Raw genomic sequence first — 19229 nt, forward strand, 5'->3', positions numbered from 1 at the left:
CGTGATCGAGGCGGCTCGCGGCCTCCTCTCCGGACGAAGGAAGGTGGCGGGTTCCGGCCCCAAACGCAAGAGCGCCGTCGCGGAGGACGGCGCTCGGAGGCGGCGGGGCGAAGAGCCGTCCCCGTTATTCGTCGATCATGCGCTTCAGCAGCTCGACCTCGTCGGCGAGGCCGCGGTCGTCGCGCATCAGTTCCTCGACCTTCCGGACCGCATGAAGAACGGTCGTGTGATCGCGTCCGCCGAAGCGGCGGCCGATCTCGGGCAGCGAGCGCGGCGTCAGCGTCTTCGACAGATACATGGCGATCTGGCGCGGACGGACGATGGTGCGGGTGCGGCGGCTCGACAGAAGATCGGCCTTCGACACGTTGAAATGGACGGCGACGACCTTCTGGATGTCCTCGATCTTGACGCGGCGCGGCTCGCGCACGCCGACGAGATCGCGCAGCGTGATCTCGGCCGAAGCCATGGTCACCGGCTGGTTGGTGAACTGCCACTGCGCAACGAGACGGTTCAGCGCCCCCTCGAGGTCGCGGCCGTTCGAGACCACCGACTGGGCGACATATTCGATCACCGTGTCGGGGATCGCGACGCCGGCATGCTGCGCCTGCGCGGCGCGATAGCGGCTGCGGAGAATCTGCCGGCGCAGCTCGAGGTCCGGCGGCTCGATCTCGAAGGCGACGCCGCCGCGAAGACGCGAGCGCACGCGCTCGTCCAGCGTCTCGAGATCGGCGGCCGGACGATCGGCGGCCACCACCACCTGCCGCGCGCCGTCGATCAGCGCGTTCAGCATGTGGCAGAATTCCTGCTGCACCGATTTCCCCTGCAGGAACTGCAGATCGTCGATCAGCAGCAGGTCGATCTCGCGCAGGCTCTCCTTGAAGGCGATCGCCGACTGGTTCTTCAGCGACGCCACGAAGCGGAACATGAAATGCTCGGCCGTCAGATAGACGACCTTGCGCGCGGGATCGGCGGCACGGGCGGCCTGCGCGATCGCGTGCAGGAGATGCGTCTTGCCGCGGCCGACGCCGGCATTGAGATAGAGCGGGTTATAGGCGGTCGGACGGCCGCTCGGCGTCTCGGCGACGGCGCGCGCGGCGGCATAGGCGACACGGTTGGCCGCGCCCTCGCAGAAGGTCTCGAAGGTCAGGCGCGGATCGACCGGCGAGCCCGGGCCCTCGGCATCGGCGCGCGGCGCGGGCACGGCAGCGGCGGCGACGCTCGCGGCTGCGGCGGCGGCCGGAATCAGCGTCGGCGCCGGCTGCACGGGCTCCGGCGCGGCGACCGCGGCCGGCTCGGCGCGCTGCGGCTGGCGCTGGCGGGCGGCGCCGCGCACGATGATCTCGATGCGGCGCACGGACGCGCACTCGACCTGCCACAGGGTCAGCAGCTTGTCGAAGTAATGCGCCTGGATCCAGGACTTCAGGAAGCGGGTCGGTACCGAAAGCTCGACCGAAAGGCTGTCGGCGCCTTCGAACTCGACGCGGGCAAACCAGCTCTGGAACACGTCCTCGCCGAGTTCCGTGCGCAGGCGCCGCTTGACGCGGTCCCAGAGGGCGGCATCGGCCTCGGCGCCGGCGACGGGCTCCGCGATCGCGGAAGGGGACACGACGGCCCCGCTCATGACGACGCTGTCGGCATTGGCGAGCGCCTTGAGAGCCGCCGTCCCGGAGCCGAAGTCTCCCGTCCTGTCATCGCGCATCACAGCCCCTCTTCTCTTTCTCGTCTCGTCGTCACCGGCGGGCTTGTGGCCCACCGTCGGCATCGTCTCGAAAATCAGCTCTGCACCCAGGGAAGACCGGCGGCCTTCCAGCCGTCGACCTCGCCGCGGTGGCGGGCGCCGTCCAGCGGTCCCTCGAAACCGCCAGCGACGTTGAAGCAGCGGTCATAGCCGGCCTCGGCCATGGCCTTGGCGGCGGCGAGGCTGCGAACCCCCGACCGGCACAGGAAATAGAGCGCGGTCTCGCGGCCGACCGAGCGACGCTCGAGCTCGGCCGAGAGGACCTCCGCGAAATCGGTGTTCACCGCCATCGCGGGATAGCTCTGCCACTCGACCAGCAGCACATCCTTGCCGATGGCCGAGAGGTTCGGGATGCCCACATAGGCCCACTCGGCCTTGGTGCGCACATCGATCAGCATGGCCTGCGGCTCGCCGGCCAGACCCTCCCAGGCCTCGGCAGCCGAGACGTCTCCGGCGAAAGTCGCGGATTGCGACAAGGACATGACACCTCCATGAACCGCCATGCTGGGCAATGGCAGCCCGCTTCATTATCGACGTGATCGGCTGGTACGGACCTTCCCTATAGGAAGGCATTCAATAAACAGACTTGCTACAGATCAAACAGACACGACTACTCTACTCTCGAACTGCCCTGACTCTTGCAATGCTGTGGAAGCAACAAAACACCTGAGGGAAACCCATCGCTCGACCGGAGGCCCGCTGCGATGTCTTGGCCCGCCCTCTCCATAAGGGCAAAATACACAGGCACCCCCTCCCCCGCAACGGTCCGATGACCCTCTTCACGAGGGTGCCGCCCTCCGTCCGCGGGCCGAACCCGATGCTCGCTTCAGTAAGCCATTGCGAGTCAACGGATTCGAATGCGCGCATCGGCGCGGATGGCGGCGAAGCGTAGCGGGCGAAAAAATTCGACCCCTTCCCCCTTGACTCGCAGGGAATCTGGCAGCCACCAAAGACCAATCGCCAATCCATTGAAATCAAACGTATTTTCATGCGAAGCGGGCGACCGCCGGACAGCCCCGCGGAGGCCGATCACGGCATTTCCGAGGCCGGACAGGCACTTACCCGCATAACAAAAAAGCCCGGCCTGAGCCGGGCTTTCATCATCCCCAGAAAGTCTGGTTCAGGCCGAGAGAGCCTTCACGCGGGCCGCGAGGCGCGACACCTTCCGCGATGCCGTGTTCTTGTGCAGCACGCCCTTCTGGGCGGCGCGCATCAGCTCCGGCTGCGCCTGCTTGAGCGCGGCGACCGCGGCCTCGGCATTGCCGGACGCGATCGCCTCCTCCACCTTGCGCACTTCGGTGCGCATGCGGCTGCGGCGGTTGCGGTTCACGGCGGCGCGGCGGGCGATCTTGCGCGCGGCCTTCTTGGCGGAGGGCGTATTGGCCATGGAAGGGCCTTCCTGATCTCGTCGTCTGTTCGTCGGCAGTCCGGGCCGACGGCTGAGCGCCATGCAAGCACGGAAGGGCGAGCTCGGGCCCGCCTCGGTTCGGGGGCGGTTTATAGTCGGCCCCGGCCGCCCCGTCAATCAGAGTCGCGGCGATCTCAGCGGTTGCGGAAGGCGGGCGGCCGCTTCTCGGCGAAGGCGGCCATGCCCTCGCGCGCGTCCTCGGTCGCGAACAGCGAGTGGAACAGCCGCCGCTCGGTGCGGATTCCCTCGGCAAGCGGCGTCTCGAAGGCGCGGTTCACCGCCTCCTTCGCCATCAGGACCGCCGGCCGCGACAGGCCGGCGATGCGGGTCGCGACCTCGAGCGCCGTTACCATCAGCGCCTCGGCCGGCACGACCCGCGACACGAGGCCGATGCGTTCGGCCTCCGCCGCGTCGATCAGCCGTCCCGTCAGCACCATGTCCATGGTCTTCGCCTTGCCGACCGAGCGCGCCAGGCGCTGCGTGCCGCCGGCACCCGGAATGAGGCCGAGCGTGATCTCCGGCTGGCCGAAGCGGGCCGTCTCGGCGGCGACGACGATGTCGCACATCAGCGCCAGCTCGCAGCCGCCGCCGAGCGCGAAGCCCGCGACGGCCGCCACCGTCGGCTTGGCGAGGCGCGACAGCCGCTCCCAGGCGGCGACGAAATCGTCCTGGTAGACGCCGACATAGGTGAGCGGCTGCATCTCGCGGATATCGGCGCCGGCCGCGAAGGCCTTGTCCGAACCCGTCACGACCACCGCGCCGATCGCCGCGTCCGCCTCGAAGCCGTCGAGGGCGTGGTTCAGCTCGGCGACGAGCTGGCGCGAGAGCGCGTTCAGCGCCTTCGGCCGGTTGAGGCGGACGATGCCGACCGCGCCCTGGCGCTCGGCGATGACGGTCTCGTAATCCATGCGGGGCCTCGTGCGGCGGGTTGTCGGGATCAGAGCTGGCAGGCGGAGCACCAGAAGGTGGACCGGCCCGCCTGGACGCTGCGCTCGATGATGCCGCGGCAGCGCGGCGAAGGACAGGGCTCGCCCTCGCGGTCATAGACGCGGAAGGCATGCTGGAAATAGCCGAGTTCGCCATTCGTCTGGCGATGGTCGCGCAGCGAGGAACCTCCGGCGGCGATCGCCTCGCCGAGCACCGTCCGGATCGCGCCCGCGAGACGCCCGGCCTCGTCCTTCGTCACCGAGCCGGCCTGTCGCATCGGCGAGAGGCCGGCGCGATGCAGCGCCTCGGCGACATAGATATTGCCGAGCCCGGCGACGAGACGCTGGTCGAGCAGGGCCGCCTTCAGTGGCGTGCGGCGGCCGGCGAGACGCTCGGCGAGCGCGTCGCCGTCGAAGGCATTGCCGACCGGCTCGATGCCGAGCCCGGCCAGATGCGGCGAGGCGGCATCGCCCGGGCCGGCGGCGAGGTCCATGAAGCCGAACCGGCGCGGGTCGTTGTAGACGACGGCCTGACCGCCCGAGAGATGGAACACGACATGGTCGTGGACGGCTCGCCCGTCGCGCGGGTGATGGAAGAGGCCGGGCGCCGCGGTGCCCGACGCGCTCTCGATGCGGAAGGAGCCCGACATGCCGAGATGCATGATGACGCGCGCGCCGTCGTCGAGATCGGCGAGGAGATATTTCGCCCGCCGCCCGAGCCCCTCGATCCTGCGCCCCCGGAGCCGGTCGGCGAAGCGCTCGGGAAAGGGAAAGCGGAGGTCGGGCCGGCGAAGTTCGATCGCCTCGATCCGCGCGCCTTCCATCACCGGGCGGAGGCCGAGGCGGACGGTTTCGACTTCGGGCAGTTCGGGCATGGTGTCGCTCCGGTCATCCTCGCGCCCGCCTGACATGGCGCGGGCGGAACGCTTCGGCTATCAAGGGCGTCGAAGGCTCGAAAGCCCCGCCTCTTATTTCGAAAGCCAAGCGTCATATAAGGAGCCGCGTGCCATGGCGACCGAAACCGTTGCAGACCGCGCCTCGTTCGGCTTCCGCGATGTCGCCGTCGAGACGAAGCAGGGCATGGTGGACGAGGTCTTCCACAAGGTCGCCTCGCGCTACGACCTGATGAACGACCTGATGTCGGCCGGCCTGCATCGCCTGTGGAAGGACGCCGCCGTCACGTGGCTGGCGCCGCCGCGCGGCCGCCCCTTCGAGGCGCTCGATGTCGCGGGCGGCACCGGCGACATTGCCTTCCGCATCGTCGAGCGGTCGGGCGGCAGCGCGCATGTCACGGTCTGCGACATCAACGCCTCCATGCTCGATGTCGGACGCGAGCGCGCGGCGAAGCGAGGCTTTTCCGGGAAGGTCGATTTCGTCGAGGGCAATGCCGAGGAGCTGCCCTTCGAGAGCGGCCGCTTCGACGCCTATACGATCGCCTTCGGCATCCGCAACGTGCCGCGCATCGAGAAGGCGCTGGCCGAGGCCTATCGCGTGCTGAAGCCCGGCGGCCGCTTCCTCTGCCTCGAATTCTCGGCGGTCGACGTGCCGCTGCTCGACCGGATCTACGACGTCTATTCCTTCAATCTCATCCCGCCGATGGGCAAGCTCGTGGCCGACGACGCGGAGAGCTACCGCTATCTCGTCGAATCGATCCGCCGCTTCCCCCATCAGGAGCGCTTCGCCGAGATGATCCGCCGCGCCGGCTTCTCGCAGGTCGCCTACCGCAATTATACCGGCGGCATCGCGGCCATCCATTCCGGCTGGAAGATCTAGCCCGGCATGGCCACCGGTCCCGTCCAGCTCTTCCGCCTCGCGCGCGCCGGCTTCGTCCTCGCCCGCGAAGGCGCCTTCTCGATCGTCGCGGTGGAGGATCTTCCGCCTTCGGCCGCGTTCGGCGTGCGCGTGGCGCGGCTGCTGGAGCGGCGGCGCGTGCGCGTCGAGGATCGCGGCGCCCGCATCACCGCGGCCCTCAACCGGCTCGGACCGTCCTATGTGAAGCTCGGCCAGTTCCTCGCCACCCGCGCCGATGTCGTCGGCCAGGACGTCGCGGAGGCGCTCGGCAAGCTGCGCGACGAGATCGAGCCTTTCGGCGAACAGGCGGCGCGGGAGACCATCGCGCACAATCTCGGCCGCCCGGCGGGCGCCATCTTCGCCAGCTTCTCGCCGCCGGTCGCCGCCGCCTCGATCGCGCAGGTGCACAAGGCCGAGCTGATCGATGCCGACGGCACGCGCCAGACCGTCGCGGTCAAGGTGCTGCGGCCGGGCGTGCGCGGCCGCTTCAGGAGCGATCTCGCCACCTTCTATGCCGGCGCCGGACTGGTCGAGTCCTTCGATCCGTCGATGCGGCGGCTGAAGCCGCTGGCGGTCGTCGACATCCTCGCCCGATCGGTGTCGATGGAGATGGATTTGCGCCTCGAGGCGGCGGCGCTGTCCGAGATGGCCGAGCGCACCGGCGGCGATCCCGGATTCCGCGTGCCGAAGGTCTATTGGGCGCAGACGGCCCGCGACGTGCTGACGCTCGAATGGATCGACGGCGTCAAGCTGTCCGACCGCGAGGGAATCATCGCCGCCGGACACGATCCGCGCGAGGTCGCGCGGCGGCTGATGCAGGCCTTCCTGCGCCACGCCATGCGCGACGGCTTCTTCCACGCCGACATGCATCAGGGCAATCTCTTCGTCGATGCGCGCGGCGACGTGGTGGCGGTCGATTTCGGCATCATGGGACGGCTCGGCCTCGCCGAGCGCCGCTTCCTCGCCGAGATCCTCTACGGCTTCATCCGCCGCGACTATCTGCGCATCGCCGAGGTGCATATCGAGGCCGGCTATGTGCCGCCGCGCCATGCCGCCGAGGATTTCGCGCAGGCGCTGCGCGCGATCGGCGAGCCGATCCACGGCCAGCCGGCCCGCGACATCTCGATGGCGAAGCTGTTGACGCTTCTCTTCGAGGTCACCGAGCTCTTCGACATGCAGACGCGGCCTGAACTGCTGATGCTGCAGAAGACCATGGTGGTGGTCGAGGGCGTGTCGCGGGCGCTCGATCCCGATTTCGACATGTGGAGCGCCTCGGAACCGGTTGTGCGCGACTGGATCGAGCATAATCTCGGCGCGGCGGGCCGGATCGGCCAGGCGGCGTCGGAGTTCGGCGCGTTCGGCCGCGCGGCGAGCCGGCTGCCGGCGCTGATCGAGCACGGGGCGCGGGTGACGGCGCAGCTGGACGCGGCGACGCGGAACGGCATCGCGCTGTCCGAGGAGACGGTGGAGGCGATCGGCAGGGCCGAGGGACGCGGCAATCGCTGGCTCGCCATCGGGGTGTGGGTCGTGGCGGCGCTGCTGTTCTATCTGGCGCTGCGCTGACGAGCGAAGGGGGAAAGGCGCCATGATGGAATCGTCGCCGCTCGGCGGCCGCGCCGTGCTTCTCGTCATCGGCGGGGGCATCGCCGCCTACAAGGCGCTCGATCTCATCCGCCGCCTCAAGGAGCGCGGCGCCGCGGTGACCGTCGTCATGACGGCGGCGGCGCAACAGTTCGTGACGCCGCTCGCCGCCGGGGCGCTCGCCGGCGGACGCGTCCATACCGATCTCTTCGACCGCGAGGCCGAGCACGATATCGGCCATATCCGCCTCGCGCGCGCCGCTGACCTCGTGATCCTCGCGCCCGCGACAGCCGACCGGCTCGCGCGCATGGCGACCGGTCTCGGCGACGACCTGGCCGGCGCCGTGCTGCTCGCCGCCCGCGCCAAGGTCCTCGCGGCCCCGGCCATGAACCCGGCGATGTGGTCCCATCCCGCGACACGTCGCAATGTCGAGCAGCTCACGGCGGACGGCGTCGCCTTTGTCGGTCCCGAGGCCGGCGAGATGGCCGAGAGCGGCGAAGCCGGGCTCGGGCGCATGAGCGAGCCGCTCGCCATCGTCGCGGCGGCCGAGGCGATGCTGGAGCCAGGCGCGCGGCGTCTCGCGGGGCGGCATGTTCTGGTGACCGCCGGGCCGACCCATGAGCCGATCGATCCGGTCCGCTACATCGCCAACCGCTCGTCGGGCCGGCAGGGCTTCGCCATCGCCACCGCGGCCGCAGCGGAGGGCGCGCGCGTCACGCTGGTGCATGGCCCGGTCGCCATCGCCCCGCCCAGGGGCGTCAAGGCGGTCAGCGTCGAGACGGCTCGCGAGATGCTGGCGGCAGCCGAAGCCGCGCTCCCCGCCGACATCGCCGTCTTCGCCGCGGCGGTCGCCGACTGGCGGCCGGTCGCCGAGGCTGCGGGCAAGATCAAGAAGGACGGCAGCGGCAGCGTCCCGGCGCTGGCGCTCGCCGAGAACCCGGACATCCTCGCGGCCATCGCGCACCGGGCGGAAGGTCGGCCCGGCCTCGTCGTCGGCTTCGCAGCCGAGACGGACGATCTCCTCGCCCATGCCGGCGCCAAGCTCGCGAGAAAGGGCGCGGACGTGATCGTCGCCAACGACGTCTCGCCCGGCACCGGCATCATGGGCGGCGCCGAAAACGAGGTGGTTCTGGTCACGACGGGCGGCACCGAGCGCTGGCCGCGTCTCGGCAAGGACGAGGTCGCCCGCCGGCTCGTCCACTGGATGGCGGATCACCTGCCGGAGCCCCGGCCATGAGACTGCTCCTGCGCGCCCTGAAGCGGCTTCTGCTGGCGCTCGTCGTCCTCGCCTCCGGCGCATGGGTCGCCCTCGCCTTCGCCTTCCAGCTTCCGTTCGGCGAGCGGCTCACCGTCGCCGCGATCGTCGTCTGGGCGCTGTTCGTGATCGCGATCGCGCTCAACGAACTGGTGCGGCCAACCTGGCGCTCCCGCGTGCTCTATCTCGTCGCCCTTGTCGGCGTGGCCGCCTGGTATTCGACCATTCGCCCGTCCAACGACCGCGCCTGGGCCGAGGCGGTCGAGCACGGCGTCACCGGCACGATCGACGGCGACATCGTCACGCTCCAGAATGTGCGGGATTTCGACTGGCGCTCCGAGGTCGATGTCACGCCGCGCTGGCAGACGCGGCGCTACGACCTCGCGAAGCTCAGCTCGGTCGACCTGATCCTCGCCTATTGGGACGGCCCGGCGCTCGCCCACACCATCGTCTCGTTCGGCTTCTCGACCGGCGATCACATCGCCTTCTCGGCGGAGATCCGGCCGGAGGTGAACGAGTCCTTCTCGGCGATCGGCGGCTTCTTCCGCATGTTCGAGCTGGTGCTGATCGGGGCCGACGAGCGCGACGTCGTGCGCCTGCGCACCACCATCCGCGGCGAAGACGTCTATCTCTATCCGCTCGCGATGCCGCAGCCGGCGATGCGGGCCCTGTTCATGTCCTTCGTCGATCTCGGCAACGATCTCGCCGCGACGCCGCGCTTCTACAACACGATCACCACCAACTGCACGACGGTCATCTTCCGCCTCGTGCAGGCACTCGATCCGGGCGGACTTCCCTTCGACTGGCGCATCCTCGTCTCGGGCTTCCTGCCCGGCTACATCTTCGACCGGCAGGACCATCCGCCCGGCATGACGCTGGAGCAGTTCCGCGCCAACGCCTCCATTTCGGAGCGCGGCCGCGCCGCCGGCGCGGCGCTCGATTTCTCCTCGCGCATCCGCGCCCCGACCCCGGCCGTGCCCGCGACGCCCGCGCCAGAGACCCCGACTCCATGACGGCACCGATCATCGAGCTGAAGATCCTCGACCCCCGGCTGGAAGCCTGGGGGCCGCCGGCCTTCCAGAGCGCCGCCGCCGCGGCCGTCGACCTGCGCGCCTGCATCGACGCGCCGCTGGCGATCGAGGCCGGCGCGCCCGCGGTGCTCGTGCCCGCCGGCTTCGCGCTCCATATCCGCGATCCGCTGCTCTGCGCCGTCATCCTTCCCCGCTCGGGCCTCGGCCACAAGCAGGGGCTGGTGCTCGGCAATGGCAGCGGCCTGATCGACGCCGACTATCAGGGGCCGATCCTCGTGAGCCTGGTGAACCGCAACCCGCCGGGCAGCCCGCCGGTTCTGGTCGAGCCCGGAGCGCGCATCGCGCAGATGCTGTTCCTGCCCATCGTGCGTCCCGTCTTCACGCTGGTCGAGGCGTTCGGCGACGCGACCGAGCGAGGCGCGGGCGGCTTCGGCTCGACCGGCACGGCCGGGTGAACTAGTCTCGCTCACCCGCAGCGCGCCTGCCCCGATCCGCAAAGGAACAGCCATGGCCGACGATCCCTCCGCGACGCCCGGACGCGGGCGCATCTACGAGTCGATCACCGATACGATCGGCGACACTCCGCTGGTCCGTCTGAAGCGCATCGCCGCCGAAAAGGGCGTGAAGGCCAACCTCCTGGCGAAGCTCGAATTCTTCAATCCGATCGCCAGCGTCAAGGACCGCATCGGCGTCGCGATGATCGACGCGCTGGAGCGCGCCGGGACGATCACGCCCGGAAAGACGGTGCTGGTCGAGCCCACTTCCGGCAATACGGGCATCGCGCTCGCCTTCGTCGCGGCGGCGCGCGGCTATCGCCTGATCCTCGTGATGCCCGAGACGATGTCGGTCGAGCGGCGCAAGATGCTGAAGCTGCTCGGTGCCGAGCTGGTGCTGACCGAAGGCCCCAAGGGCATGAAGGGCGCCATCGCCCGCGCCGAGGAGATCGTCGCCGAGCTCGGCGACGCCGTCATCCCGCAGCAGTTCCAGAACCCGGCCAATCCGGAGATCCATCGCCGCACCACGGCCGAGGAGATCTGGAGCGACACCAAGGGCGAGATCGACGTTTTCATCGCCGGCGTCGGCACCGGCGGCACCATCACCGGGGTCGGGCAGGTGCTGAAGCCGCGCCGGCCGTCGCTGAAGGTGATCGCCGTCGAGCCGAAGGAGAGCCCGGTCCTCTCGGGCGGCGCGCCCGGCCCGCACAAGATCCAGGGCATCGGCGCCGGCTTCGTTCCGCCGGTTCTCGACACCTCGGTCTATGACGAGGTGATCACGATCGACAGCGCCGAGGCTCTGGAGACGGCGCGGCTCGCGGCGCGGATGGAAGGCATCCCGGTCGGCATCTCGTCGGGCGCCGCCATCGCCGCGGCGGTCGCGGTCGGCCGCCGGCCGGACATGGAGGGCAAGAACATCGTTCTGATCATCCCCTCCTTCGCCGAGCGCTATCTCTCGACCGCGCTGTTCGAGGGGCTCGAGTGAGGTGATCCGCATCGCGCGGCTCGATCATCTGGTGCTGACGGTCGGCAGCATCGAGGCGTCGATCCGCTTCTATCGCGACGTGCTCGGCATGGAGGAGATCACCTTCGCAGCCGGGCGCAAGGCGCTGCGCTTCGGCCGCCAGCAGATCAACCTCCATGAAGCCGGCCGAGAGTTCGAGCCGAAGGCGGCGCGACCAGCGCCGGGATCGGCCGATCTCTGCTTCATCGTCGAGACGCCACTCGATGCGCTCGCCGCGCATCTCGCGCGGAGCGGCATCGCGATCGAACTCGGTCCTGTGCCGCGCGAGGGCGCCAGCGGCGCCTTCACCTCGCTCTATTTCCGTGATCCCGACGGCAATCTCGTGGAATTGTCGGTGCTCGCAGCGGCCTGATCGTCAGGGCCGGCCCGCATGGGCGACCGGTACCCGCGCCGCCAGCACGCGGCCGGTCGGCCCGGTGCGGCCGATCGCCTGCGGCCCCTGCCAGTCGGCGGCGACGATGAAGAGCGTCCGACCGTCCTCGCCGCCGAGCATGCAGGCGAAGCAGCCGCGATCGACATCGATGCGCTCGGCGATCGATCCGTCCGGCAGGACGCGGACGCAGCAGCGGCCGGGCACATCGGCGAACCACACGGCGCCCTCGGCGTCCATGCTGATGCCGTCGGGATGAAACCCCGGCAAGACCGCATGGGGCCGGCGCCCGTCGAGCGAGCCATCGCTCCCGATGGCGAAGGAGGTGAGCCGGCTTCCATACGATTCGGCGAGGACGAGCATCGTCCCCGCGCCGTCGATCGCCATGCCGTTGGGGAAGGCGACGTCGTCCGCTTCCTGCCGTACACTCCCGTCCGGTCCGACCGACGCGACGAGCCCGGGACGGAATTCGCCGCCGGGGAAATCGAAGCCGATGGTGTTCACATAGAGCCGGCCGGAGCCGTCGGCGACGATCTCGTTCCATGGCTTCGGCGAGAGCGAGGCGAGATCGGCATGGCGGGCGAAGCCGCCGTCCTGCCGCCGGATGGAGAGCGTCGTTCCCGCGAGGAGGGCCATGCGGCCGTCGGGCAGGAAATCGAACGAGAACGGGATCGCGTCGATGCTCGCGAGCACCTCGACCCGTCCGTCGTCGTCGATCGCGAGCAGCTTGCGCGCCCCCCAGTCGGAAAGATGGAGTCGTCCATCATGCCAACGCGGCGACTCGCCGAGTTGCAGACCCTCCGCCACCAGCCTCGGTTCCATGCGGTCCTCCCGTCTGCGGCGCCCATCGATCGCCGGTTCCCGATCAAGGACGAAGGACGGCGAACGCAACCGACAGCATATCCGGACATACCGGTGCCTGCCGCCGACGCTGCGGCAAATGCGTCACGTTTCTGACGGGCGCACCACAGCCGTCTGGAATGTTTCGGCCTCCTGACGTTAAGTGGGGAACCGGCCGTCCGGCAAATGAGACGGCCAGATCGCATCGGGAGGCAACATGCGACTGCTCATTCTTGGAACGGGGGGCATGGCCAATGCCCATGCCCGCAATTTCAGCGCGATCGAGGGCGTCAGCATCGTCGGCGGCGTCGACGTGGTGCCGGAGAGGCTCGCGGCCTTCTGTGCCGAGCACGGGATCGAGCGCAGCTTCACCTCGGTGGAGGAGGCGCTGGCCTGGGGCGAATTCGACGCGGTGGCCAATGTGACGCCGGACCGCATCCATCACCCGACCACCATGCTCGCCATCGCCGCCGGCAAGCATGTCTTCTGCGAGAAGCCGCTCGCCACCGACGCGACGCTCGCCATGGAGATGACCGAGGCGATCGAGGCCTCGGGCAAGGTCGGCATGGTCAACTTCACCTATCGCAACTCGCCGGCGCTGCAGAAGGGCCGCCAGATGGTTCTGGACGGCGCCGTCGGCGCGGTGCGCCATGTCGAGGCCTCGCATCTCCAGAGCTGGCTGGTCGGCAACGCCTGGGGCGACTGGAAGAGCGAGAGCAAGTGGCTGTGGCGTCTCTCGAAGAAGCATGGCTCCAACGGCGCGCTCGGCGATATCGGCATCCACATCGTCGACTTCACGTCCTACGGCTCCGGCCTCGATGTCGCGCATGTGTTCGGCCGCCTGAAGACCTTCGACAAGGCGCCGGGCAACCGGATCGGGGAATACGACCTCGACGCCAATGACAGCTTCACGATGAATGTCGACTTCAGCACCGGCGCCATCGGCACCATCCAGGCGACCCGCACCGCCGCCGGCCAACTCGACCAGCTTCGGCTGCGCGTCTATGGCGAGAAGGGCTCGATCGAGATCGTCTACGACACCGGCAAGTCGTCGCTTCGCGCCTGCATCGGCGAGGACGTGAACACCGCCACCTGGCGCGATGTCGAATTCGAGCCGGTCGAGACCAACTATCAGCGCTTCGTCGCCGCCGTGCGCGACGGCAAGACACAGGAGCCCTCGTTCCGCCGCGCCGCGACGATCCAGAAGGTGCTGGACGCGGCAATGCGCTCCAACGAGACGCATCGCGACGAAGCGATCGCCTGAGCCGAGCCGCTTCGGCGGCGCAACCTTCCAGCGCCTGGCCGCCCGCGCGGCCGGCCCTTCCCCATGCACGACCCGGAACAAGGACACGAGAGCAACATGTCGACCGGCGCCATCTATCCGAGCCTCAGGGACCGTACCGTCGTCGTCACCGGCGGCGGCAGCGGCATCGGCGAATCGATCGTCCGCCATTTCGTCGCCCAGGGCTCGAAAGTCGGCTTTCTCGATATCAACCGCGAAGCCTCTGAGGCGCTGGTCGCCGAGCTCGCGCCCCAGGGCACGGTGCGGTTCGAGCATTGCGACCTGCGCGACATCGCCGCGCTGCGCGCCTCGATCGCCAATATCCGTGCCGCCTATGGCCCGGTGACGATCCTCGTCAACAACGCGGCGCATGACGAGCGGCACAAGCTCGAGGACGTGACGCCCGAATATTGGGACGACCGCATCCACGTCAATCTCCGCCACCAGTTCTTCGCTGCGCAGGCGGTGGCCGAGGACATGAAGGCGGCCGGACGCGGCGCGATCATCAATCTCGGCTCGATCAGCTGGATGATCGGCATGGGCGGCATGGCCGGCTACACGGCGTCGAAATCGGCCGTGCTGGGCCTCACCCGCAGCCTGGCGCGCGATCTCGGCCCGTTCAACATCCGCGTCTGCTCGGTGCTGCCCGGCTGGGTGATGACCCAGCGCCAGATCGATCTCTGGCTGACGCCGGAGGCGGAGGCGACGATCATGGCCAGCCAGTGCCTGAAGCGGAAGCTCTATCCGGAGGACATCGCCCGCCCGGTGCTGTTCTTCGCTTCCGACGAGGCCGGCGCCTGCACCAACCAGTCCTATGTGGTGGATGGCGGCTGGGTCTGAGAGACCGCCCGGCCTCTCCGCTCAGTCGAGCGAGAAGCCCGAGGGGAGCAGCTCGGCGATGGTGAAGGCCTGGCCCTTCCCCGCCGGGTCGTAGCACTCGATCACCGTTGCGCGGGTCGAGAATTCGCGCAGCCGCTGGCGGCAGCCGCCGCAGGGCGTGCAGACGATGCCGCCGTCGACGCGGTCGGCGACCACCATCACCGCCGCGATGCGGCGCCCGGCCGGCTCGGAGGCGGCGCTCACCATGGCGCCGATCGCCGAGGTCTCGGCGCACCAGCCCTCCGGAAAGGACGCGTTCTCCACATTGGCGCCGACATAGATCCGCCCGTCCTCGGCCCGGATCGCCGCGCCGACATGGAAGCGCGAATAGGGCGCGTGGGCATTGGCGCGCACGTCGCGGGCGAGGCGGTAGAGTTCGCTGTCCAAGAGCTGCATCCTCCATGCGGCCGGTGCGGGCCGCGCGGCGCAAGGAAGCCAGCCGCCCGCGAAGCCGTCAAGCGCCGCGGCAGCGGCGCCGGGCAACTGCCGCCAATTTGCGCCACGAGCCGATTTAGGCGGCAGCGCGGGCACTTTCCCCTTTTCTGCGGACCCCGATCTTTCTATCACTTGGCTGTGATCGAAACTGCGCGCGGAGGGGCAGCCGGGTGACCGACGGAGAGACGCCGACGACGAGGCCCGCGAAACCGGCGCTGGCGCTGGTCGCCCATGACCAGAAGAAGGAGGCCATGGCCGCCTTCGCGCGGACCCATGTCGCGCGGCTCGCCGCCTTCGATCTCTATGCCACGGGGACGACCGGCGGCCGGATCATGGAAGCGGCGCCGTCGCTGCCCGTCACGCGTCTGAAGAGCGGCCCGCTCGGCGGCGACCAGCAGATCGGCGCGCTGATCGCCGAGGGCCGCATCCAGGCGCTGATCTTCTTCGTCGACCCGCTGACGCCGATGCCGCACGATGTCGACGTCAAGGCGCTGACGCGGCTCGCCGAGCTCTACGACATCCCGATGGCGCTCAATCAGGCGACGGCCGAGCTCATCATCACCCATCCCGATTCCGTCGCGCGGCCGGCATGACCGCCGCGCGCCCTCTCCGAACGAGACATCATGGCTGACAGCACCACCGTTCGCGATCTGATGCCCTACCCGACCCTGATCGGCGATATCGGCGGCACCAATGCGCGCTTCGCCATCGTCTCGGACGCATCGGCATCGGCCGTGCGCTGCGCCGATGCCCGCACCGCGAGTTACCCGACCATCGACGATGCGATCGAGGCCACCGTGCTGCCGACGGCGCGTCCGCGTTCGGCGGTGCTGGCCGTGGCCGGTCCGGTCCAGGGCGACCGGGTTCCGCTCACCAACTGCCCGTGGGTCATCGAGCCGAAACGGATGATCGAGCGGCTCGGCCTCGACGAGGTGCTGCTCATCAACGATTTCGAGGCGCAGGCCCTGGCGCTGCCGGCGCTCGGCGAGGACGACGTGCTGAAGGTCGGCAATGGCGATGCGCTGCCGAATGCCGCCCGCGTCGCCGTCGGCCCCGGCACCGGCCTCGGCGCCGGGGCGCTGATCCAGGCGCGCGGCACCTGGTTCCCCGTCCCCGGCGAGGGCGGCCATATCGACCTCGCGCCCGTCTCGGAACGCGATTTCGCGGTCTGGCCGCATATCGAGGATCCGTTCGGCCGTGACCGGTTCCCGCGCATCGCCGGCGAGACCCTCCTGTGCGGCTCCGGCCTGCTGCGGCTCTATCGCGCGGTCGTCGCCGCGGATGGAGCGAAGGCGCGCTTCGACGATCCGGCCGAGATCACCGCCGCCGCGATGGAAGCCTCCGACGGCGCGGCCGAGGAGGCGCTGTCGCTCTTCTGCGTGCATCTCGGGCGGCTCGCGGGCAATCTCGCGCTCGTCTTCATGGCCCGCGGCGGCGTCTATCTGGCGGGCGGCATCGCCGCCAAGGTTGCGCCCTTCATCGCGCGGAGCGGCTTCCGCGATGCCTTCATCGACAAGGCGCCGCACGGCGCGCTGATGGACAAGATCCCGACCTTCGTGATGACGCATCCCGAGCCGGCGCTGGCCGGGCTCGCCGCCTATGCGCGCAATCCGGCGCTGTTCGGCGTCGCCACCGAGGGCCGCATCTGGCGGCGGTGAGGAACGCCGGCGTCACGTGCCGCGCGGTTTCGCCCGCGCGGTCGGCGGCGCCGTCAGCGGGTCCTCGGGCCAGGGGTGCTTGGGATAGCGGCCGCGAAGATCGGCGCGCACGTCCCGCCACGAGCCGCGCCAGAAGGCGGGAAGGTCGCCGGTGATCTGGATCGGCCGGCGCGCCGGCGAGAGCAGATGCAGCGTCAGCGGCACGCCGTTGCCGACCGCCGGGTGGCGGTCGAGGCCGAACAGCTCCTGCACCCGCACCTCGAGGACCGGGCCGTTGGGGTCGCGATAGTCGATCGGCAGCCGCGAGCCGGACGGCGCCTCGAAATGCGTCGGTGCGAGACGGTCGAGCGCGGCCTTCCGGTCCCAGGGCACGAGGGCCGAGAGCGCGGCGTGCAGCAATCCGGCGTCGACCGCGTCGAGCCGGCGGACGCCGACAAGATGCGGCCCCAGCCAGTCCTCGAGCGTCTCGCCAAGCGCCCTGTCGGAGAGATCCGGCCAGTCCTCGTCGCCGGCACGGCGCAGGAAGGCGATCCGCGCGCGGAGGCTGCCGGCCGCGCCGTCGAAGGGCAGCGCGGCGATGCCGCGGCGGCGGATCTCGGCGACGAGCGCCGCGGCGACGGCTTCGGGGGACGGGGATCCGGCCTGCCGCTCGGCGAGCACCAGCCGGCCGAGCCTTCGGACGCGCCGCGCCCGCACCGAGCCTGTCGAGGCGTCGAAGGCGACGCTGTCTTCCTCGCTGATCGCGTCTTTGAATTGCGCCTCGATCTCGGCGAGCGTCAGCGGCGCGGCAGCGAGGATGCGCGCGTTTTCCGCCGCGCCCTGCAGGCTCGCGACCGCGAGGAACGGCTCACGGGCCAGCGGGTCGGCGGCGTCCAGCAGCCCGCCGCGCCCGTTGGCCATCACGAAGGCGCCGGGCGCGCCGCGCGCCATGGCGATCCGCTCGGGGAAGGCGAAGGCGAGCGCGAGACCCGCCTGCTCGATATCCTCCGGCGCCATGCCGCCCTCGGCGCCGACCGCGCGGGCGAAGCGCGCGCCGAGGGCCAGCGCATCGCGGCTGCGCGGGTCGCGGCCGGTCCGGAGCGCCTGCAGCCGATCCCTTAGGTCGACGCTGTTGCCGCCGAGACCCGGCTCGGCCAGCAGCGCCGCGAGCCCTCCGGCCACGGCGCCGAAGCCGAGCGGGGCGGCGCGGTTCAGCATATGGCCGAGGCGCGGCGGCATGGCGAGGCGCGACAGCGCCCTGCCCTCCGCCGTGAGCTGGCCACCCTCGTCGATGGCGCCGAGCCGGCGCAGCAGCGCCAGAGCCTCGTCGAAGGCGGCGCGCGGCGGCGCATCGAGAAAGGCGAGTTCGCCCGGATCGCCGACGCCCCAGGCCTTGAGATCGAGCGCGAAGGGCGAAAGATCGGCATCGAGGATTTCGGGCCGGTCGAAGGGGGCGAGCGCCGCCGTCTGCGCCTCGTCCCAGAGGCGGTAGCAGACGCCCGGCGCGGTGCGGCCGGCGCGCCCGCGCCGCTGGTCGGCCGAGGCACGCGAGACGCGGCGGGTCTCGAGGCGGGTGATGCCGGTCGCCGGCTCGTAGAGCGGCACGCGGGCAAGCCCCGAATCGACGACCACGCGCACGCCCTCGATGGTGAGCGAGGTCTCGGCGATCGAGGTCGCGAGCACGACCTTGCGGCGTCCCGCCGGCGCCGGCCGGATCGCGCGGTCCTGCGCGGCCGCGTCGAGGGCGCCATAGAGCGGCGCGAGTTCGGCATCGCCCGGCAGCACGCCCGAAAGGCGCTCCGCCGTCCGCCGGATCTCGGCCTGGCCGGGCAGGAAGACGAGCAGGCTGCCGCTCTCCTCGGCGAGCGCGCGGCGGACGGCGGCGGCCGTCTCGTCCTCGATCCTTCGGGCCGCGTCGCGGCCGCAATAGCGCGTCTGGACGGGATACATCCGCCCGGCGCTCTCCACGACCGGGGCGTCGCCGAGGAGGCGCGCAACGCGGGCGCCGTCGATCGTGGCCGACATCACGAGGATGCGGAGATCCTCACGCAGCCCTGCCTGCGCATCGAGCGCCAGAGCGAGGCCCAGATCGCCTTCGAGACTGCGCTCGTGGAACTCGTCGAAGATCACCGCCGCGATGCCCTCCAGCGAGGGATCGTCGATGATCATGCGCGAGAACACGCCTTCGGTGACGACCTCGATCCGCGTCGCCGCCGACACGCGCCGTTCCAGGCGCACGCGATAGCCGACCGTGGCGCCGACCGCCTCGCCGAGCGTCGCGGCCATCCGCGCGGCGGCGGCGCGGGCGGCGAGCCGCCGCGGTTCGAGCAGGATGATGCGCCGGTCGTCGCGCCAGGGCGCTGCGAGCAGGGCGAGCGGCACCCGCGTCGTCTTGCCGGCGCCGGGCGGCGCGACGAGCACGGCGTTGCGGCCATCCGCCAGAGCCCGCGTGAGGGCGGGGATGGCTTCGTCGACGGGAAACGCCGTGGTCATGTCAGGTGGTGCCACGCCAGTTCGGTGACTGGCGCCGTCCGCCGC

Annotated in this window: 19 protein-coding genes; 11 read left to right on the forward strand and 8 right to left on the reverse strand. The window is 70.3% G+C overall.

Features of this window, described 5'->3' with window-relative positions; translation table 11 throughout:
• Positions 1–124: 124 nt before the first annotated feature.
• From dnaA to mutM, 5 genes are all read right to left on the reverse strand, one after another.
• Positions 125–1699 (reverse strand): chromosomal replication initiator protein DnaA, encoded by a 1575-nt coding sequence (gene dnaA / locus QO015_RS11235; protein ID WP_266279380.1) that lies wholly within the window; start codon positions 1697–1699, stop codon positions 125–127.
• Between the two features lie 74 nt (positions 1700–1773).
• Complete coding sequence (locus tag QO015_RS11240; RefSeq protein ID WP_266279378.1) at positions 1774–2220, reverse strand: rhodanese-like domain-containing protein; 447 nt, start codon at positions 2218–2220, stop codon at positions 1774–1776.
• Between the two features lie 638 nt (positions 2221–2858).
• Positions 2859–3125, reverse strand: a complete 267-nt coding sequence (gene rpsT / locus QO015_RS11245; protein ID WP_266279376.1) for a 30S ribosomal protein S20 — start codon at positions 3123–3125, stop codon at positions 2859–2861.
• Positions 3126–3280: 155 nt separating this feature from the next.
• A complete protein-coding gene (locus QO015_RS11250) occupies positions 3281–4054 on the reverse strand; it encodes an enoyl-CoA hydratase (protein WP_266279374.1) in 774 nt (257 codons plus the stop codon).
• A gap of 29 nt (positions 4055–4083) precedes the next feature.
• Positions 4084–4947 carry a bifunctional DNA-formamidopyrimidine glycosylase/DNA-(apurinic or apyrimidinic site) lyase gene (mutM, locus tag QO015_RS11255; protein WP_266279373.1) on the reverse strand — a complete coding sequence of 288 codons (864 nt, stop codon included), beginning with the start codon at positions 4945–4947 and terminating at the stop codon, positions 4084–4086.
• 133 nt (positions 4948–5080) lie between these two features.
• Here mutM and ubiE point away from each other — a divergent pair, with 133 nt between their 5' ends.
• The 7 genes from ubiE to QO015_RS11290 are packed head-to-tail and all read left to right on the forward strand — an operon-like array spanning position 5081 to position 11600.
• Positions 5081–5845 (forward strand): bifunctional demethylmenaquinone methyltransferase/2-methoxy-6-polyprenyl-1,4-benzoquinol methylase UbiE, encoded by a 765-nt coding sequence (gene ubiE / locus QO015_RS11260; RefSeq protein WP_266279372.1) that lies wholly within the window; start codon positions 5081–5083, stop codon positions 5843–5845.
• Between the two features lie 6 nt (positions 5846–5851).
• Entirely contained in the window at positions 5852–7426 is a 1575-nt protein-coding gene (gene ubiB, locus QO015_RS11265) for a 2-polyprenylphenol 6-hydroxylase (RefSeq protein ID WP_266279370.1), read from the forward strand.
• Positions 7427–7448: 22 nt separating this feature from the next.
• A complete protein-coding gene (gene coaBC / locus QO015_RS11270) occupies positions 7449–8681 on the forward strand; it encodes a bifunctional phosphopantothenoylcysteine decarboxylase/phosphopantothenate--cysteine ligase CoaBC (RefSeq protein ID WP_266279369.1) in 1233 nt (410 codons plus the stop codon).
• Positions 8678–9712 carry an Lnb N-terminal periplasmic domain-containing protein gene (locus QO015_RS11275; RefSeq protein WP_266279368.1) on the forward strand — a complete coding sequence of 345 codons (1035 nt, stop codon included), beginning with the start codon at positions 8678–8680 and terminating at the stop codon, positions 9710–9712. The genes coaBC and QO015_RS11275 overlap by 4 nt, the downstream gene beginning before the upstream one ends.
• Positions 9709–10185 carry a dUTP diphosphatase gene (dut, locus tag QO015_RS11280; protein ID WP_266279367.1) on the forward strand — a complete coding sequence of 159 codons (477 nt, stop codon included), beginning with the start codon at positions 9709–9711 and terminating at the stop codon, positions 10183–10185. The genes QO015_RS11275 and dut overlap by 4 nt, the downstream gene beginning before the upstream one ends.
• Positions 10186–10237: 52 nt before the next feature.
• Positions 10238–11209 carry a cysteine synthase A gene (gene cysK, locus QO015_RS11285; protein WP_266279366.1) on the forward strand — a complete coding sequence of 324 codons (972 nt, stop codon included), beginning with the start codon at positions 10238–10240 and terminating at the stop codon, positions 11207–11209.
• Between the two features lies 1 nt (position 11210).
• The gene (locus tag QO015_RS11290) at positions 11211–11600 is read left to right on the forward strand and encodes a VOC family protein (RefSeq protein ID WP_266279365.1); all 390 of its coding nucleotides are present in this window, start codon (positions 11211–11213) and stop codon (positions 11598–11600) included.
• Between the two features lie 3 nt (positions 11601–11603).
• Here the strand turns inward: QO015_RS11290 and QO015_RS11295 are convergent, their stop codons facing one another.
• Positions 11604–12440, reverse strand: coding sequence for an SMP-30/gluconolactonase/LRE family protein (locus tag QO015_RS11295; protein ID WP_266279363.1), 837 nt, complete (start codon positions 12438–12440; stop codon positions 11604–11606).
• Positions 12441–12675: 235 nt separating this feature from the next.
• On the opposite strand from QO015_RS11295, the gene QO015_RS11300 reads away from it, so the two are divergent.
• Positions 12676–13722 (forward strand): Gfo/Idh/MocA family protein, encoded by a 1047-nt coding sequence (locus QO015_RS11300; RefSeq protein WP_266279362.1) that lies wholly within the window; start codon positions 12676–12678, stop codon positions 13720–13722.
• Between the two features lie 96 nt (positions 13723–13818).
• Positions 13819–14580 carry an SDR family NAD(P)-dependent oxidoreductase gene (locus QO015_RS11305; protein WP_266279360.1) on the forward strand — a complete coding sequence of 254 codons (762 nt, stop codon included), beginning with the start codon at positions 13819–13821 and terminating at the stop codon, positions 14578–14580.
• A gap of 21 nt (positions 14581–14601) precedes the next feature.
• On the opposite strand, the gene cdd is transcribed toward QO015_RS11305, so the two are convergent.
• A complete protein-coding gene (cdd, locus tag QO015_RS11310) occupies positions 14602–15015 on the reverse strand; it encodes a cytidine deaminase (protein WP_266279359.1) in 414 nt (137 codons plus the stop codon).
• 209 nt (positions 15016–15224) lie between these two features.
• Here cdd and QO015_RS11315 point away from each other — a divergent pair, with 209 nt between their 5' ends.
• Together QO015_RS11315 and glk are read left to right on the forward strand one after the other, a co-directional pair.
• Positions 15225–15647 carry a methylglyoxal synthase gene (locus QO015_RS11315; RefSeq protein WP_266279358.1) on the forward strand — a complete coding sequence of 141 codons (423 nt, stop codon included), beginning with the start codon at positions 15225–15227 and terminating at the stop codon, positions 15645–15647.
• A 30-nt stretch (positions 15648–15677) separates the two neighbouring features.
• Entirely contained in the window at positions 15678–16712 is a 1035-nt protein-coding gene (glk, locus tag QO015_RS11320) for a glucokinase (protein ID WP_266279357.1), read from the forward strand.
• Positions 16713–16724: 12 nt separating this feature from the next.
• On the opposite strand, the gene hrpB is transcribed toward glk, so the two are convergent.
• Positions 16725–19184, reverse strand: coding sequence for an ATP-dependent helicase HrpB (hrpB, locus tag QO015_RS11325; protein WP_266279355.1), 2460 nt, complete (start codon positions 19182–19184; stop codon positions 16725–16727).
• Positions 19185–19229 lie beyond the last annotated feature (45 nt).

The sequence above is a fragment of the Kaistia geumhonensis genome (assembly GCF_030815145.1).
GTDB lineage: Bacteria > Pseudomonadota > Alphaproteobacteria > Rhizobiales > Kaistiaceae > Kaistia > Kaistia geumhonensis.